Consider the following 15,857-nt stretch of genomic DNA (forward strand, 5'->3'; position numbering starts at 1 on the left):
GTTCGCTTTAGAGTTTCAGCCCCTTTAACAGGTCGCCCAACCCTGTGGATACCGATCCGGTCTCCTTGTAGTCAAATGTCTCGTGCTCTTCACGCTCTGCAGTCTGCTCTGACAGAACCCTCATGCTGAGGCTCAGTTTTCCGTTCTCCATGCTAAGTATCTTCACCTTAACGGTCTGTCCCTCTGTGAGCACAGCGCCGGGGTGTTTGATCCTCTGCGTACTGATCTGGGAAATGTGCAAAAGTCCGTCCACGCCGTCTGCCAGCTTTACAAATGCTCCGTAAGGCTTGATGCTGTCCACGGTTCCTTCCACCACATCCCCTGCCTTAAACTGCTCCATGCGCGCCTTTTTCTCAGCTTCCTTTTTCTCCCGCTCCACTTCGCGTCCGGAAAGCACCAGTCTCTTCTTCTCAGGGTCTACGGTGATAATGATACACTCCACATATTTCCCCTGCCAGTCTTCCAGTTTCTCCACATACTCTGTGGACAGCTGGGAAGCCGGGATAAATGCGCGCACTTCCTCCAGGGTTGTAACCACACCGCCCTTAACCGCCTCGGAGATCTTCACCTTCACGACTGTCCTGTCATCCATCATCTGCTGGAACTGGGCCCACTTTGCGCCCGCGCCGCTCTCTTCCTCTGCCAGTTCGATCTTTCTCTTGTTCAGGGTCTGATAGGAAGCCTCCAGCTCAGCTGCAAAATCCTCCATGGTCTCCACGGGTTCCTCAGCGGTTACTTTCTCCGCAGCTGCTTCCTCTGGGGCAACCTCCTGGGCGGTTACCTGGCCTTCTAATTCCTTGTTCATTTCTTCGCTCATAATAATCTCCTCACCTTCTGTATCTATAGCAAAATATATTCCTCTCCATTATAACAACAACCCACCTAATATTTCTATAGTTTTCTTATAAAAATTATACCAAATTTTACATTTTTATTCTCATTTTGTTTCTTTTCACTACAGAGATTATGTGGTATGATTCAGACAGCGGTAAATATACGTAAGAAAGGACCTGTATTCCATGATAGATCTTTTGGATCTGCACACACACACAACGGCCAGCGGCCATGCATATAACTCCCTTTATGAGATGGCCAGATCAGCCTCGGAACGTGGTATGCGCGTCTTCGGCTGCTCAGACCACGCGCCGGCCATGCCCGGCACCTGCCATTATTATCATTTTATCAATTTTAAAGTCATCCCCAGGACCCTTTACGGCATGAAGCTGATGATGGGCATAGAACTTAACATTATGGATTACGAAGGAGGGGTTGATCTGGAACAGGATCTGCTCCAGAATTTGGACTATGCCATTGCCAGCCTTCACCACCCATGTATAGAGAGCGGCACCATGACCCAGAATACAAACGCATACCTGGGCGTCATGAAGAACCCTGCCATACACATCATAGGCCATCCGGACGACAGCCGTTATCCGGTTGATTACGATACCCTGGTCAGCGCGGCCAGGGAACACAAAACCCTTTTAGAGGTTAACAACAGTTCCCTGAACCCCATGAGCTTCCGCCAGGGCGCAAGGGAGAATTACCTGAAAATGCTGGAACTCTGCAAACACTACAAAACCCCGGTCATTGTGGACAGCGATGCCCACTGCGAAGCGGATTCCGGAGACCACACCTTTGCCCACGCCCTTTTGGAGGAGGTCAGCTTCCCTCCTGAGCTGGTGGTGAACACCTCCCTTGACCTTCTGGCCGGCTACATTCCCCGGCTCACCTCCATTCTGGCGCAGCCGGATGATGCCAGGTGCGGGCAGGCGGGCAGGGACGCAGGAAATACAACGTCAGCAGGCGGCACAGTATCAGCGGGAAACACAGCATCAGCGGGAGGCACGGGCAAATGATCAATTTCCTGAACCTGGAGTATTTCCTGGTGGCAGCGGAAGAACTGAATTTTACAAGGGCGGCTAAAAAGCTGTTTATTTCCCAACAGTCCCTGAGCAACCATATATCCAATCTGGAAAAGGAGTTTGATGTGGTGCTGTTTAACCGCACCTCCCCCCTCACCCTTACCTATGCGGGCCAGGCTTTAAAGGCCAGGGCCAGGGAGCTTCTGGACCTTCGTGATGAGACTTATAAGGAGATCTCCGATATCAAGGATTTTTCAACAGGACAGCTTGCCATCGGTGTATCCCACACCAGGGGAAGGGTCATCCTTCCTGAAATCCTCCCCACCTACCAGGCCCAATTTCCAGGTATTGAGCTGCGGCTGGTGGAGGGCAATTCCAGCCAGCTGGCATCGGATCTGCTCCACGGCAACGTGGACCTGATGATCGACCTTCTGCCTTTTACTGTGGAGAATGTGGAGACCGTCCCCATCTGCGGCGAGGAGATCCTCATGGTGGTACCGGACGAACTGCTGAAAAAGATATATCCCAACCGCCTGGAGGAGATCAAACAGATCCTATCCTCCACGGCGGATGTCACGCTGCTCGAAAGGTGCCCCTTTGTTTTGTTAAAAAAGGGCAACCGGATCCGCACCATCTCCGATGAGATATTTGAGGACGCACAGATGAGCCCCAGGGTGGTACTGGAAACGGAAAACATTGAAACAGTGCTGGCCCTGTGCGCAAAAGGAATGGGGATCACATTTTACCCGAAAATGTTCATGAATCCAGACCAATCCTCCCGCTCCTACCGCAATGCCATGCTGGAAAACAGTCATCTGAACCTGTACTCCTTAAACTATTCCAGAGCCCATGGCGTACTTGGCATCGGCTACCACAAGGGCCGGTACATGTCCAGGGCGACCAGGGAATTCATCCGCATTGCCCGGGAACGCATTCCCTATCCGGCCGACCGTCCGGCAGAATAAACCGATTCTGAAACACCCCGCGCCTACATATCATAAGCTCAGGGTGTTTTTTCTGCCATAATCTTGACAGATAAGATGGAATCTGCTAGAATACAAATAGTAACTGTTATCATTATTATATCTTATAGAAGGAGATGCTATGAAAACTTTAAAGTATAGCCGTCAGAGGGAATCCATCAAAGCCAGTCTGATGAACCGACATGACCATCCTACGGCAGACGCCCTATACGCCAGCATCCGTGAAGAATTTCCCAATATCAGCTTGGGGACGGTCTATCGCAACCTGAACCTGCTGGTTGAAACCGGAGAGATAAAGAAACTGACCTGCGGAGACGGCGCTGACCATTTTGATGGTGATATCCGGCAGCATTATCATTTTGTATGTACGGAATGCAACCAGGTCTATGACATGGATTTAGGAGCCCTTGAGGAACTGAATCAGGAAGCCCAGGAGAACGCTCCGGGAATCATTGACAGCCACTATGTGCTGTTCTACGGCCGGTGTAAAAAATGTTTGGAAAAAAAAGTTGATAAAGGTATTGACAAACCGGCATAAATGATCTATATTAATATCAGTAACAATTACTATTATCAATTCAAGCAAAAATAACAAACCTGTTCCGGATGCCAGACATCCGGAACGTAACTTAAATAATGAAAAGGAAAAGGAGAATATTGATTATGAAGAAATGGGTATGTACAGTATGCGGTTATGTTTATGAGGGAGAGAATCCACCTGAGAAATGTCCACAGTGCGGTGTTCCTGCATCCAAGTTCAAAGAGCAGGAAGCTGACAAGATGGCATGGGCATGTGAGCATGAGGTTGGTGTTGCACAGGGTTCCCCTGAAGACATCATGATGGATTTAAGAGCTAATTTCGAGGGTGAATGTTCTGAGGTTGGTATGTATCTGGCCATGTCCAGAGTGGCTCACAGGGAAGGATATCCTGAGATCGGCCTGTACTGGGAAAAGGCAGCTTTTGAGGAAGCGGAGCACGCTGCCAAGTTTGCGGAGCTGTTAGGCGAGGTTGTTACCTCCTCCACTAAGAAGAACCTGGAGATGAGAGTAGCTGCTGAGAACGGCGCTACCGCAGGTAAGTTTGACCTGGCTAAGAGAGCAAAGGCCCTGAACCTGGATGCGATCCATGACACCGTTCATGAGATGGCTAAGGATGAGGCACGCCACGGCAAGGCATTTGCAGGACTGTTAGAGAGATACTTTGGTTAATAAAAGCGTCATGCCGCCGGCCTATTGGGCCGGCGGCATTTTTATGTACCGGATCTCATAAGCCGGACTTTATATTCCGGACTTTATGTACCGGATCTCATATCCCAGCTTTAACATCCTGTCTGCTGCCAATTGTCATAGAATCTTCAGAAATATTTCCTTGAACAAGGCCTGCATCTGTGCTAGAGTGTGTTTGAATCAAGATGGGAGGTCATTTTTTGATACAGAACATACTTTGTTTTCTGGAGGGATCAGCCGGGACATATCCGGATAAACCGGCTTTTTCCGATGAGCATACAAGCCTGACATACAGGGAGCTGTTGGAGCTGTCCCGCCGGATCGGCACCTATCTCGGCCAGCGGTCCGGTCCGCGCCGTCCTATCCCTGTGATGACTGAAAAGAACGTATTTGCCCTGGGCGCCTTTATGGGTGCTGTGACAGCCGGATGCTTCTATGTATATCTGGATCCCAGTCAGCCGGCCAAACGTCTGAACCGGATTCTGGACAGCCTTCAGGCCCAGTGGATGATCGCGGACAGTAAAAGCCTTAACATAGCTGGAGATATCACATTTTCCGGAGAAATAATAGACCTTGAAACACTGAAAGCCCTGCCGCCTGACAGCACGGACTCCGGCCTTCTGGCATCCATCCGCAGCCAGTCCCTGGATACGGACCCTCTGTACGGGATTTTCACCTCAGGTTCCACAGGCACGCCCAAGGGCGTGGTGGTGGGTCACCGCTCAGTGATCGATTTTATAGGACATTTTACAGACATGTTCCATATCACGTCCCAAGATGTGATCGGCAACCAGGCCCCCTTTGATTTTGATGTTTCCGTAAAGGATATTTACTCCACCCTTAAAACCGGTGCGACCATGGAAATCATACCAAAGCGGCTGTTCTCCATCCCCACCGGGCTTTTGGATTACCTCTGCCAAAAGCAGATCACCACAGCCATCTGGGCCGTTTCCGCCCTATGCATCATCACTACCCTGAACGGTTTTACTTACCGTGTGCCCACACACCTGGATAAAATACTGTTCAGCGGGGAGGTCATGCCGGTCAAACACCTGAACACGTGGAGGAAGTATCTTCCCCATGCCATGTTTGTCAATCTGTACGGTCCCACTGAAATCACCTGCAACTGCACATACTATGTGATAGACCGGGATTTTGAACCGGGAAGTACGATTCCCATGGGAACTGCATTTCCCAATGAAAAGGTATTCCTGCTGGATGAGGAGGACCATCTTGTGACCACTCCCCACAGACAGGGGGAGGTCTGCGTGGCAGGCACCGCCCTGGCCCTTGGATATTACAGGGACCCGCAGCGGACCGGGGCATCCTTTGTACAGAATCCCCTAAACCAGTCATACCCTGAGATCATCTACCGTACAGGCGACATGGCCTGTTACGGCCCGGATGGCCTTTTGTATTTCCAGGCAAGAAAAGATTTCCAAATCAAACACATGGGGCACAGGATCGAACTGGGGGAGATCGAGACAGCCCTTATGGCCGTGGAGGGTGTTACCAGGGCCGTATGCATTTTCCTGGAGGAAAAAAACAAGATTGCTGCATTCTATGAAGGGAATGCCCATAAAAGGCAGATTGCCGCCGGGCTGGAACCGCTGCTGCCCCGCTATATGTTCCCAAATATTTACAAAAATCTGGATCAACTCCCGCTTACAAAGAATGGGAAAATTGACCGGAAGGCCCTGAGGGAACTCTGCGTCTAGTGTACTTCCAGAATCTCCGGGTACTCAGATTTGTGCGTGACTGGCGAAAAATCAGCCGCAAAGATGGATGCCGGAGGGATTCCGAGAGCACGCTCTGAAAAAAGGAGGTTTTATGGACGATCAGATACTGCAAACAGCCGCTGATATGTACGGCACGCCGTCCTATGTCTTTGACCTGGATGAATTCCATCAACGTATACGGCATATGAAAGAAATATTGGGCCATGAGAGAAAGATCTGCTATGCAATGAAAGCCAACCCCTTCCTGGCAGCCACAGCCGCCCAGGCAGCCGATGGTCTTGAGGTGTGCTCTCCCGGGGAATACGCCATCTGCCGGCGGGCGGGCGTCCCCGGGAAGAAGATCGTACTATCCGGCGTTAACAAAGAACCGCAGCAGATCCTGGAAGTGATGGGGGAGGAAGGGGCTGCGGCCTTTACCGCCGAGTCCCTGTACCAGCTTCAGATCCTGGAAGCATGTGCTGCACAGGAATCCGGCCAGAGAACCGCGCAAAAATCCGCTGTCCCTGTCCTGCTGCGCCTGACCAGCGGAAACCAGTTTGGGATGGATGAGGAGACGGTCCGGGCCATTATCCGGGACCGCGGCTCTTATCCCCACCTGGATTTTATAGGACTTCAGTACTACTCAGGAACCCAGAAGAAACAGATGTCCAAGCTAAAAAAAGAATTGGAGTACCTGGATGGGGTCCTGGCCGGGATCCGGGAGGAACTGGTGTATGAACTTCGTGAACTGGAATATGGACCGGGTCTCTCTATTCCATACTTTGAGGGCCAGGAAATCCAGGATGAGGATCTTATGCTCAGGGAATTTCGGGATTTCCTTGACCAAATGGAATTTACGGGAACCATAACCCTGGAAGCCGGCCGGTTCCTGGCAGCCCCCTGCGGCAGCTATATCACCCAGGTGGTTGACCTTAAGCGCAGTCAGGGACAAAATTACTGCATAGTGGACGGAGGCATCCACCATGTGAACTATTACGGACAGGCCATGGCCATGAAGATCCCGCTCCACCGCTTTATGCCCCGGCAGGCCTCAGGCAGACGGGAGGAAGAACAATGGACGGTCTGCGGATCCCTGTGCACTTCCGGAGATATGCTGGTCAAGAATCTTCCCCTGCCCGATCCGGCAATGGGGGATCTTTTGGTCTTTGACCGCATCGGCGCCTATTCTGTGACGGAAGGGATCTACCTGTTCCTGAGCAGAAGGCTGCCCAGGATCCTGACCTATACAGAAGCGGACGGGCTTTGCCTGGTGCGCAGGGATCTGCCCACGGATCCGCTCAATGACGGCAGTATCCATATCGATCAATTATAAAAGGAGAATAAAACATGGATGAATTATTAGAAATTTTAGAGGATATCAAACCCAATGTGGATTTTAAGACCTGCACGGACCTGATTGACGGTGGGTATCTGGATTCCTTTGATATCCTCTCCATTGTCAGCGAATTAAACGATGCATTTGGCGTTGAGATCTCACCTGTGGATATTGTACCTGGCAACTTCAACTCCGCAGACGCTTTGTGGAAAATGGTACAGCGTCTGGGCGATGACTAACAGAGGGAGGACGGGATGTCTTTTCTCTCAATGAACTTCCTTCTTTTCCTGGCTGCAGCCGTCCTGGGATATTATCTGATTCCGGGACGGCTTCAGTGGGTATGGCTTCTTTTGTTCAGTTACCTGTTCTACCTGGCTTCAGGCACATGGGCGGCGGTGTTTATCCTTACCACCACCCTCACCACCTTTCTTGGGGGCCTGTGCCTGGAAAGGGCGGATCTCAGACTGGCTCTGATCCTAAGATCCATAGAGAACCCCATACCCCGGCAGAAAAAGATATTAAAAGAGCGTTACCGCAAGTACAAGAAATGGATCACAGCCGCTGTGCTCCTTATTAATTTCGGCATACTGGCTGTTTTAAAATACCGCAACTTTGCGGTGGAAAACATAAGCCGGATGTTCGGCGCCCCCTATACCCCGGGAAATCTTCTGCTTCCCCTGGGTATTTCCTTTTATACCTTCCAGTCCATGGGGTATCTCATTGATGTTTACAGAGGGAAATATCCTCCTGACCACAACCCCTTCCGCTTTGCCCTGTTCGTATCATTTTTCCCGCAGATCCTTCAGGGTCCCATCGGACGCTATGACCGGCTGTCAGATCAGCTCTTTGGCCAGAGGACCTTCTGTCTTTCACGGATCGAAAGCGGGCTGCAGCTGATGCTTTGGGGATATTTTAAGAAAATAGTCATTGCGGACCGGGCCGCGGTCATTGTAAACCAGGTGTTCGGCAATTACGAATCCTACGGGGGGATCGTGGTCATTACAGCGGTCCTGTTTTATTCCATTCAGCTGTACGGTGATTTCTCCGGAGGCATGGATGTGGTGATGGGCGCTGCAGAGTGCTTTGGCATTTCCCTGGACGCCAACTTTAAACGTCCCTATTTTGCGCGGTCCATCTCGGATTTCTGGCACCGCTGGCACATTACCCTGGGCACATGGATGAAAGACTATGTATTCTATCCCTTTTCTCTTTCCAAGGGCATGAATAAGTTTGGAAAATACTGTAAGAACCACTGTGGAAAACATATAGGCCGTGTCCTTCCGGTGTGTATAGCCAACCTGCTGGTGTTTTTCCTTGTGGGCGTATGGCATGGACCTGCATGGAAATATATTGTTTACGGCCTCTATAACGGCGTGATCATTGCTGCCAGCAACCTGTTTGCCCCCTGTTACCAGAAGGCAGCCAAATCCCTCCGCGTCCCGGCGGAATCCAGGGCCTGGATGGTGGTCCAGATCCTGCGGACCTTTATACTGGTGAATATCAGCTGGTATTTTGACATGGCACCAAGTCTTGGGGCTGCCCTGACCATGATGAAGAACACGGTGAGTGGATTTTCCCTTTCCGCGCTCACAGACGGAAGCCTGTTAGATCTGGGGTTGGACAAAAAGGATTACGTGGCCCTTGCCCTATCCTGCGGGGTCCTGTTTGCTGTCAGTTTTTTCCAGGAAAACCATATGGAAATAAGAAAGACCCTGGCCAGACAGCCCCTGGCCGCCAGGTGGAGCGTGTATCTTCTGCTGCTCTTTGCCATTCCCCTTCTGGGGCAGATCAATCTAACGGGAGGAGGTTTTATCTATGCCCAGTTCTAATTGGCTAAAAGCCGCCAGGGCTGTCCTGTTCCCGGCCCTTTGCCTGGGGATTACCCTGGCGCTCAATTATGCCCTTATTCCTCCCGGTTCCGTGAGGATCAATCTTCACAACCTGAGGGATGGACAGGACTATGACACGGTATTCATCGGGACTTCCCACGGACAGTATGGAATCGATCCCGGAGCCATGGACCGGGACGGGATCAGTTCCGTCAGCCTGTGCATGGCAGACGCCTATCCGGATGATATGTACTACCTGCTGCGTCTGGCCGCTGAGACCCAGAACCCGTCTCAGGTGGTGTATGAGCTGGACCCATCCTACTGGATGAATGAGCAGCGCAGCGGTTCCACCGAGATATTCTTTTACCAGGACTTCCCTCCATCCGCCGCAAAGTTCCTCTATTTCATGGACAAAATAGCAGGGCTGGATTTCCGCTCCACCCTGGCGCCCTGGAGCTATTACCGGAATCTTTACGCCCAGATACCGTCCAATATACAAAAGAAGCTAAGTCCCGCCTACCGAAGCTACGATCCCACCATACTGGATGTCCCTGCCGGCCATTACGGAGGACGGGGATTCATCTACCGCAACCGGGTGGAGGGCGAAGACAAGGGAACCTTTAACAATATTCCCTGGGATGAAAGCCGGGTCAAGGAAAAGGCACTCCGGTATTTTGACCGCATCGCGGCATTTTGCAAGGACAGGGACATAGAGCTGATCGTCATCACCACCCCTGTCCCCCTTGACACCCTTTCCCAGTTTGAGGAATCCTATCAGGCCTCCCATGAATATTTTACCGGCCTAATGGAACGCTACGGCCTGAAGTACTACAACTTTAACTACATGAATCCCCAGCTTATGGACCGTACCATGGAGGGATACTGGGATTATGACGGACACATGGACGGAATTAAAGCCCGGGAATACAGCACCATACTTGGAAGGTTCCTTGCAGATATAAAAAACAAGGAAATGGACCCGGAAAAATATTTCTCCTATACTCCTTAAAATATTGGTTGACAAACCGGCAAGTTCGACCTGGCCAAGAGAGCAAAGGCCCTGCCCCTGGATCAGTTTCCAAAAACACTGGACCAAAAGGGGCAGACGGCTCTTTTGGGCCCCTCTAGGATACTGTAAATTTCCCCTGTACATATTTGTCCATATTGCTGCGGCATATAATGGTGGAAACTACATTCTCCTCTTTTTCCAAAGGTTCCTCCCTGCGGATCAGGTAATTTAGAAGGCGTTTTAATCCTACGATCGCCTGATTCCTGGGATTCTTGTCAATAATCAGGTTGATTATCCCCTTCTCCATATACCGGATGCTCTCCGGGTATAGGTCGCTTCCAATGATGCGGACCTTTCCCACCAGGCCTGCCTCCTCCACTGCCCTGGCCAGAAAAAGGCTGCACCGGGCATTCACGGAATACAGTCCTTTAATGGTTTCATCTGCCCTCAGCGTATCCAGAACACGCTCATATACGTTATCAATTCCCCTGTATCCATATACCTTGATCAGCTTATTATGGGCATCCTGTTCCCTGAGATAGGATTCAAAGCCCATGGTGTTCTCAATATTGGACGGTAGGAGCACGTCCCCTGCACAGATGAGGATACTGCTGTCCTCAGGAATCTGTGCTGTCAGAAGCTCTGCTGCCATCCTCCCGTCTGTCCTGTGTTCGGACTGTACACTGCACAGGCAGTCCACTCCCTCCACTTCCTCGCTCACCAGAACCAATGGAATACCGTTCTCAGTGAGCCTGCAGGCCGTCTGCTGATCCTTTTCAAGAAGCTTTCCCCCTCCTATAACTCCGTCAATCTCCCCCTGATACTGTCTCATAATGCTCTTCAGGTTATCGGCAAAGCTGTTGACCTCATCATTGTAACAGGGCGCCTCTATGATATCCAGATTATAGGCGATCAATTCCTTCCTGTACTGGCGGTATCCGTTCCACAGCTCCCCGTAGAAATAGCGGTTATCCTGTGTGGGGCCGGGAAATGCCACCACGATTCTCAGCGGTTTCTTCTTAAGGGAGGACGCTACCAGATTGGGTTGATATCCCATTTCATTGGCAATCCTCACAATTTTTTTCCTGACCGCTTCGCTTACCCCCGGCTTATCATACAAGGCCCTGTGCACCGTACCGCTGGACACCTGGGCCGCGGCTGCAACATCGTTAATTGTTATCTTTTTTTCCATATGGAAATCCCTTGGCTTTCTGTCTGTTGATGTGTATTTGTAATCCATTTTAACAGACATATCCTCTATATGCAAATTCAATTTAACTGAACAGCCCCGGCAGGAACAGGCTAACCTGGGGGATAAAGGTGACCAGAAGCAATGTTATGATCATACACACGTAGAAGGGAAACGTGGCCCTCACTACCCGTTCCATAGGAACACCAGACACAGCTGAGCCAATGAATAGAACCGCGCCAACAGGAGGAGTTAAAAGTCCGATACCGCAGTTGAGAACAATCATGATCCCAAATTGGATCGGATCAATACCAATGGTCTGCGCCAGCGGCAGCAGGATAGGCGTGGCGATCAGAATAATGGGAGCCATATCCATGACACATCCCAATACCAATAGGATAACATTGATCATCAGAGCCAGGACAATTGGATTTGTGGTCAGGCTTGTAATGGCACCGGCCGCCAGATTAGGTACGCGCAGGTATGTAAGCAGATAGCCGAATGCATTGGATGTGGCTATAAGGATCAGTACGATCGCCAGGGTGTCCAGAGAATCCCCAAATGCCTTCCATACTCCCTTCCAATCCAGTCCTTTGTAAATAAACACACTAACAAACAGACTGTATACTACGGCAATTGCCGCTGATTCCGTTGCAGTGAACACTCCCGCCACAACCCCTACCACCACAATGAGAACTGCTGCAAGGGCCCAAACGGACCTTCCAAGTTCATGGAAAAACGCCCTGAAGCTAAACTTCTCCCCTTTGGGATACCTGCGCCTGACCGATATAATGTAGGAACCGATCATCAGGGAAACTGCAAGCACGGCTCCGGGAATATATCCGGCTAAAAACAGGCTTCCAACAGAAATGGAACCGGCAGTGGTGGCATAAATGATCATATTATGGCTGGGCGGCACCAAAAGCCCTTCACAGGAGGAAGTGATGGTAACTGCCGTTGAGAAATCATCATCATACCCCTGATCTACCATCATGGGAATCAGAATGGTCCCAAGGGATGCTGTGTCAGCCGCTGCGGAACCTGAGATTCCGCCAAAGAAATAGGATGCCACAATATTCACCATGGCCATTCCTCCAGTCATCCATCCCACCAGGGAATTGGCAAGGCTGATCAGTTTTTCGGAAATACCTCCCGACCCCATCAGCACGCCCATGGTAATGAAAAAGGGAACAGCCATCAGGCTGAAGGAATTTACGCCTTTTACCATCATCTGGCAGATGGTGGTAATGGGCAGTTTCAGGTACAGGCAGCACAAAATGGACGAAATACCCACTGCATACGCGATCTGAACCCTCATCAATATTAAAAGCGCAAAAGAACCTAAAAGAATTAAAATCGCCATACTGTTTGTATCCATATTACCCCTCCTCTCTCTCAGGCCCGGCCAGGCAACAGATCTGTTCCACTTCAAACAGGGCCGTCACAAGCCCTGACAGCGGGATTGGGAAATATAGCCAGAACTTGGAGATAACGGGCATGCTTGCATATGCCCCTTTCATTCCCATGGTGACGGCAAAATTCCAGCCATAGTACACCATTGCCAGGGCAAATGCCAGCACGGCCACACAGCCAAACAGGTCCAGGGCCTTTACCGTTGCCTTTGGCAAAAGGCGGTCAAACACGGTCATCCGTATATGGGCATTGCGCCGCAGCCCCAGGGCCGCACTGAGCATGGCCATATAAATCATACAGGTCAGGATGGTCTCCTCACTCCATGTGGGAACCACGATGCCTGGAAGGTATCGCGTCACCACCACCAAAGCTGCAATCAGGATCTCTATGATCAGAAAAATCTTACATAGAATCATGATGCACTGGTAAACACGGTTGAATACTTGTTTCATAACAGGCTCCTTTTTATAATCTCTTGGCAGGGAGGGACAGCAGTCTTTCGGCTGTCCCGCATCCAGTCCATCATTAATTTCCCAGTTCCTCTATTCTTACCATGTAATCGTCCAGGCCTTCTGTCACTTCACCAATAATCTTAGAGCAGGCGTCCCGCCACGGCTGAAGGTCATCCACCTCCACAAAAGTCACACCGCTTTCCACCAGCTTTGCTTTGCACTCATCCTCCACGTCCTGGGAGCATCCGGCATTATATCTACTGGCGATACCGCCTGCCTCCATCACTGCCTCCTGCTGGGCCGGTGTCAGCTTGTCCCAGGCCGAATCAGTGATCAGTACCATACAGGCCCCAAAGGTATGACCGTCCAAAATCATATATGGGGCAACCTCATTAAATGCATTGGACTGGTAGTTTACGATCGGCTGCTCCGCACCATCCACAACACCGGTTGACAGAGCGGAATACAGTTCATTAAATGCAACCGTTGCCGGAGCTGCCCCCAGCCCCTCAATGGTTCCCACCATGGTGGAATCGGTGGAAGAACGGATCTTCTTTCCTTTCAGGTCTTCTATCCCCGTTATTTTATCTTTAAAGAAAAAGTTGCGGAATCCTTCCTCTGCAAAAAACAGACCTCTGATTCCAAGTCCCACCTCATGGCATTCATTTAAGATATCATCCCCAATGTCTGTCTCAACAGTCTTCCAGAAATGTTCCCTCCCGTTAAATATATAAGGAACAGTCAACAGGTTGGTGACATTGATCCCTGTGTAGTCCTTAAGACTTTGGGTTGCGATCCTGGTCATATCCACTGTGCCTCCCCCTGAGGTCATGGTATCCAGTACATCCCCCTCTGCGCCAAACACGCCGCCTGCATAGATCTGGATCTCAACCGACCCTCCGGACAGGCGCTCCACCTCTTCCTTAAACTTCTGTGCAGTCATTCCCATGAGTGAGGTCTCGCTGTTTACCTCCGCATATGACAGTGTAACCTTAGGGTCAGCGGCTGCTTTCTGGCTATCCGAAGCCTTCTGCCCTTCTGTTTGTGATTCTCCAGCAGACGGAATTGTTGTCTCCCCTGCGGTATTGGATTTAGCGCATGCTGATAAAAGGGACGCCATCATGGTTACCGATAATACAACTGCTAATAATTTCTTCATAAGTCCTTCTCCTTCTCCTTGTTATTCAGTCACCCCTGTGCCACGCCGCGCATTTTCCGGACAAACAGCCCTGCCTCCCTGCGCACGCTTTCCACAGTGGGAAGATTCATACATTCAAATGACATATACTCCTGGAACCCGGCATTCCCCAGCTTTTCCACGATCCTCTCAAAGTCAATATGTCCGTACCCCGGGAACATCCTGTTGGAATCCGCCACATGGACATGGCACAGCCGTCTGCCCATACGCTCAATCGCCTCGTCAAACCTGGCGTCCTCAATATTGGCATGGAAGATATCCCATAGGATTCCCATACAGCCTGCATTTGCAAGCTCCTTTTCTACAAATGACATTGCGTCATCCGCACTGTTAAACAGTGATGTCTCATAACGGTTAATGGCTTCCAGTATTATGGTTACCCGTCTGTCCTGTGCATAGGTTATAACAGGCTCCAGATTCCTGGCCAGCGTCTGCTTTTGTTCCTCCTCTTTCCCAGGCTCTCCAAGCCCTCTCAAAAGTCCCAGGGTAACCTTGCTTCCCAGTATCACCGCTGCATCGATATGCTGCTTCATCCTCTCCTGGGCCTTCTTAAGTTCACCGCCGGTGTGCAAAAGGGAAATCCCCTCCAACAGCCGGGATTGCCCTGTTGAAATAGTGGAGCACCCCAACCCCCTTTCATCCAGATCTTTTCTGACCTTTCTTACATCCACATCCTCATAGCTGGATATGCACACTTCCGCACCGTCAAAGCCACTGTCAGTCAGCCACTTCAGAGCCTGTCCATACTCCCTGGCCCGGTAAGGTGCAAAGGGCGTATCATACTGCAGTGTAATTGTCCCGCTGAATCTCATTCTTTCTATCCTGCCTTTCCCGGAGCATATTCATAAACCCCTCAAAATCCGTGAGCAAGGGCACCGCCGTCCACTGCGAAGTCCTGTCCTGTGCAGTATGATGATGCCTTTCCCAAAAGGAACAAGATCATTCTCCCAATGTCAGAGGGAGCGGCAAAACGATCCAGCATCATTTTGCGAAGCGCAGCCTCCTTCCTGTCGGGATTTTCCCGGAACATTTCCTCATTCATCCGGGTAAGTACCCATCCCGGCGCCACACTGTTAACTAGTATATTATCATTTTTCCACTCCTCAGCCAGCCCCCTGGTAAGGCCTGTGACCCCTGATTTGGTCATACAGTACGGAACCACTCCCGAAAATCCCATATGTGCCCCCATGGAGGAAATACTCACGATCCTCCCTATGTGTTGGGACTGCTTCAGGTAGGGATAACACATCTTACACAGTTCAAATACGGTTTCCAGGTTAAGGTTCTGTATTCTTTGGTACCGGTCAGCGGGAAATTCTTCGGCCCTGCACTTATATGTAATACCTGCATTATTTACTAGGAAATCCAGGCCACCCTCTTTTTCTGCAATGGTTTCAATGACCTGCTTTGTCTCTTCCCTGTCCATAAGATTCACCTGGACATCCGTCATTTCCCCTGAAATTTCTTCCTCACTGCTCCTGGATACCACATCCAGATTATATACCTTGGCACCTGCATCGGTCAGTACCTTGGCAATGCCAAGACCTATACCCCTGGACGCGCCTGTCACAACTCCCACATGCCCTTTAAGGCTGAACAGGTCATTTACATATTCAACACTACCCATATTCATTACCG

The 15,857-nt window shown here is 50.5% G+C and carries 16 protein-coding genes; 9 read left to right on the top strand and 7 right to left on the bottom strand.

All coding sequences use genetic code 11. The features are described from left to right. Window positions 1-7: 7 nt before the first annotated feature. Window positions 8-817 carry a S1 RNA-binding domain-containing protein gene (locus tag HMPREF9469_RS11395; protein ID WP_007862076.1) on the bottom strand — a complete coding sequence of 270 codons (810 nt, stop codon included), beginning with the start codon at window positions 815-817 and terminating at the stop codon, window positions 8-10. A 202-nt stretch (window positions 818-1,019) separates the two neighbouring features. Here HMPREF9469_RS11395 and HMPREF9469_RS11400 point away from each other — a divergent pair, with 202 nt between their 5' ends. The 9 genes from HMPREF9469_RS11400 to HMPREF9469_RS11440 all read left to right on the top strand — a co-directional run bounded on the left by HMPREF9469_RS11400 (window position 1,020) and on the right by HMPREF9469_RS11440 (window position 9,967). After that, window positions 1,020-1,859, top strand: coding sequence for a phosphatase (locus HMPREF9469_RS11400; protein WP_007862077.1), 840 nt, complete (start codon window positions 1,020-1,022; stop codon window positions 1,857-1,859). Then, window positions 1,856-2,830 carry a LysR family transcriptional regulator gene (locus tag HMPREF9469_RS11405; RefSeq protein WP_007862079.1) on the top strand — a complete coding sequence of 325 codons (975 nt, stop codon included), beginning with the start codon at window positions 1,856-1,858 and terminating at the stop codon, window positions 2,828-2,830. The genes HMPREF9469_RS11400 and HMPREF9469_RS11405 overlap by 4 nt, the downstream gene beginning before the upstream one ends. A 139-nt stretch (window positions 2,831-2,969) precedes the next feature. After that, window positions 2,970-3,386, top strand: coding sequence for a Fur family transcriptional regulator (locus tag HMPREF9469_RS11410; protein WP_007862080.1), 417 nt, complete (start codon window positions 2,970-2,972; stop codon window positions 3,384-3,386). Window positions 3,387-3,511: 125 nt separating this feature from the next. Continuing rightward, window positions 3,512-4,057, top strand: a complete 546-nt coding sequence (locus HMPREF9469_RS11415; protein ID WP_007862081.1) for an NADH peroxidase — start codon at window positions 3,512-3,514, stop codon at window positions 4,055-4,057. A 218-nt stretch (window positions 4,058-4,275) separates the two neighbouring features. Further along, a complete protein-coding gene (locus HMPREF9469_RS11420) occupies window positions 4,276-5,793 on the top strand; it encodes an amino acid adenylation domain-containing protein (protein ID WP_007862082.1) in 1,518 nt (505 codons plus the stop codon). 112 nt (window positions 5,794-5,905) lie between these two features. Beyond that, the gene (locus HMPREF9469_RS11425; protein WP_007862084.1) at window positions 5,906-7,126 is read left to right on the top strand and encodes an alanine racemase; all 1,221 of its coding nucleotides are present in this window, start codon (window positions 5,906-5,908) and stop codon (window positions 7,124-7,126) included. A gap of 14 nt (window positions 7,127-7,140) precedes the next feature. Then, window positions 7,141-7,368: an acyl carrier protein gene (locus tag HMPREF9469_RS11430; protein ID WP_007862086.1), complete on the top strand. Its 228-nt coding sequence runs from the start codon at window positions 7,141-7,143 to the stop codon at window positions 7,366-7,368. A gap of 15 nt (window positions 7,369-7,383) precedes the next feature. Next, on the top strand, window positions 7,384-8,958 hold the full coding sequence (locus tag HMPREF9469_RS11435) for an MBOAT family O-acyltransferase (RefSeq protein WP_007862088.1): 1,575 nt from the start codon (window positions 7,384-7,386) through the stop codon (window positions 8,956-8,958). Further along, the gene (locus HMPREF9469_RS11440; RefSeq protein WP_007862089.1) at window positions 8,945-9,967 is read left to right on the top strand and encodes a hypothetical protein; all 1,023 of its coding nucleotides are present in this window, start codon (window positions 8,945-8,947) and stop codon (window positions 9,965-9,967) included. The genes HMPREF9469_RS11435 and HMPREF9469_RS11440 overlap by 14 nt, the downstream gene beginning before the upstream one ends. A gap of 115 nt (window positions 9,968-10,082) precedes the next feature. Here HMPREF9469_RS11440 and HMPREF9469_RS11445 read toward each other — a convergent pair whose 3' ends face one another. The 6 genes from HMPREF9469_RS11445 to HMPREF9469_RS11470 all read right to left on the bottom strand — a co-directional run bounded on the left by HMPREF9469_RS11445 (window position 10,083) and on the right by HMPREF9469_RS11470 (window position 15,846). Further along, entirely contained in the window at window positions 10,083-11,159 is a 1,077-nt protein-coding gene (locus HMPREF9469_RS11445) for a LacI family DNA-binding transcriptional regulator (protein WP_166459902.1), read from the bottom strand. 82 nt (window positions 11,160-11,241) lie between these two features. Further along, on the bottom strand, window positions 11,242-12,534 hold the full coding sequence (locus tag HMPREF9469_RS11450; protein ID WP_007862093.1) for a TRAP transporter large permease: 1,293 nt from the start codon (window positions 12,532-12,534) through the stop codon (window positions 11,242-11,244). Window position 12,535: 1 nt separating this feature from the next. Continuing rightward, window positions 12,536-13,021, bottom strand: a complete 486-nt coding sequence (locus HMPREF9469_RS11455) for a TRAP transporter small permease (protein WP_007862095.1) — start codon at window positions 13,019-13,021, stop codon at window positions 12,536-12,538. A 73-nt stretch (window positions 13,022-13,094) separates the two neighbouring features. Beyond that, window positions 13,095-14,180: a TRAP transporter substrate-binding protein gene (locus HMPREF9469_RS11460; RefSeq protein WP_007862097.1), complete on the bottom strand. Its 1,086-nt coding sequence runs from the start codon at window positions 14,178-14,180 to the stop codon at window positions 13,095-13,097. 29 nt (window positions 14,181-14,209) lie between these two features. Further along, a complete protein-coding gene (locus tag HMPREF9469_RS11465; RefSeq protein ID WP_007862099.1) occupies window positions 14,210-15,031 on the bottom strand; it encodes a sugar phosphate isomerase/epimerase family protein in 822 nt (273 codons plus the stop codon). A gap of 41 nt (window positions 15,032-15,072) precedes the next feature. After that, window positions 15,073-15,846 carry an SDR family NAD(P)-dependent oxidoreductase gene (locus tag HMPREF9469_RS11470; protein WP_045091430.1) on the bottom strand — a complete coding sequence of 258 codons (774 nt, stop codon included), beginning with the start codon at window positions 15,844-15,846 and terminating at the stop codon, window positions 15,073-15,075. Between the last annotated feature and the right edge of the window lie 11 nt (window positions 15,847-15,857).

The sequence above is a fragment of the [Clostridium] citroniae WAL-17108 genome (genome assembly GCF_000233455.1).
Classification (GTDB): domain Bacteria; phylum Bacillota; class Clostridia; order Lachnospirales; family Lachnospiraceae; genus Enterocloster; species Enterocloster citroniae.

Bases quoted from the DNA above. Each gene is read 5' to 3' on its own strand.
- HMPREF9469_RS11430 (WP_007862086.1), top strand. From the start codon at position 7,141: ATGGATGAATTATTAGAAATTTTAGAGGATATCAAACCCAATGTGGAT.
- HMPREF9469_RS11445 (WP_166459902.1), bottom strand. From the start codon at position 11,159: ATGGAAAAAAAGATAACAATTAACGATGTTGCAGCCGCGGCCCAGGTG.
- HMPREF9469_RS11415 (WP_007862081.1), top strand. From the start codon at position 3,512: ATGAAGAAATGGGTATGTACAGTATGCGGTTATGTTTATGAGGGAGAG.
- HMPREF9469_RS11395 (WP_007862076.1), bottom strand. From the start codon at position 817: ATGAGCGAAGAAATGAACAAGGAATTAGAAGGCCAGGTAACCGCCCAG.
- HMPREF9469_RS11465 (WP_007862099.1), bottom strand. From the start codon at position 15,031: ATGAGATTCAGCGGGACAATTACACTGCAGTATGATACGCCCTTTGCA.
- HMPREF9469_RS11400 (WP_007862077.1), top strand. From the start codon at position 1,020: ATGATAGATCTTTTGGATCTGCACACACACACAACGGCCAGCGGCCAT.
- HMPREF9469_RS11450 (WP_007862093.1), bottom strand. From the start codon at position 12,534: ATGGATACAAACAGTATGGCGATTTTAATTCTTTTAGGTTCTTTTGCG.
- HMPREF9469_RS11425 (WP_007862084.1), top strand. From the start codon at position 5,906: ATGGACGATCAGATACTGCAAACAGCCGCTGATATGTACGGCACGCCG.
- HMPREF9469_RS11460 (WP_007862097.1), bottom strand. From the start codon at position 14,180: ATGAAGAAATTATTAGCAGTTGTATTATCGGTAACCATGATGGCGTCC.
- HMPREF9469_RS11470 (WP_045091430.1), bottom strand. From the start codon at position 15,846: ATGGGTAGTGTTGAATATGTAAATGACCTGTTCAGCCTTAAAGGGCAT.
- HMPREF9469_RS11435 (WP_007862088.1), top strand. From the start codon at position 7,384: ATGTCTTTTCTCTCAATGAACTTCCTTCTTTTCCTGGCTGCAGCCGTC.
- HMPREF9469_RS11440 (WP_007862089.1), top strand. From the start codon at position 8,945: ATGCCCAGTTCTAATTGGCTAAAAGCCGCCAGGGCTGTCCTGTTCCCG.
- HMPREF9469_RS11410 (WP_007862080.1), top strand. From the start codon at position 2,970: ATGAAAACTTTAAAGTATAGCCGTCAGAGGGAATCCATCAAAGCCAGT.
- HMPREF9469_RS11455 (WP_007862095.1), bottom strand. From the start codon at position 13,021: ATGAAACAAGTATTCAACCGTGTTTACCAGTGCATCATGATTCTATGT.
- HMPREF9469_RS11405 (WP_007862079.1), top strand. From the start codon at position 1,856: ATGATCAATTTCCTGAACCTGGAGTATTTCCTGGTGGCAGCGGAAGAA.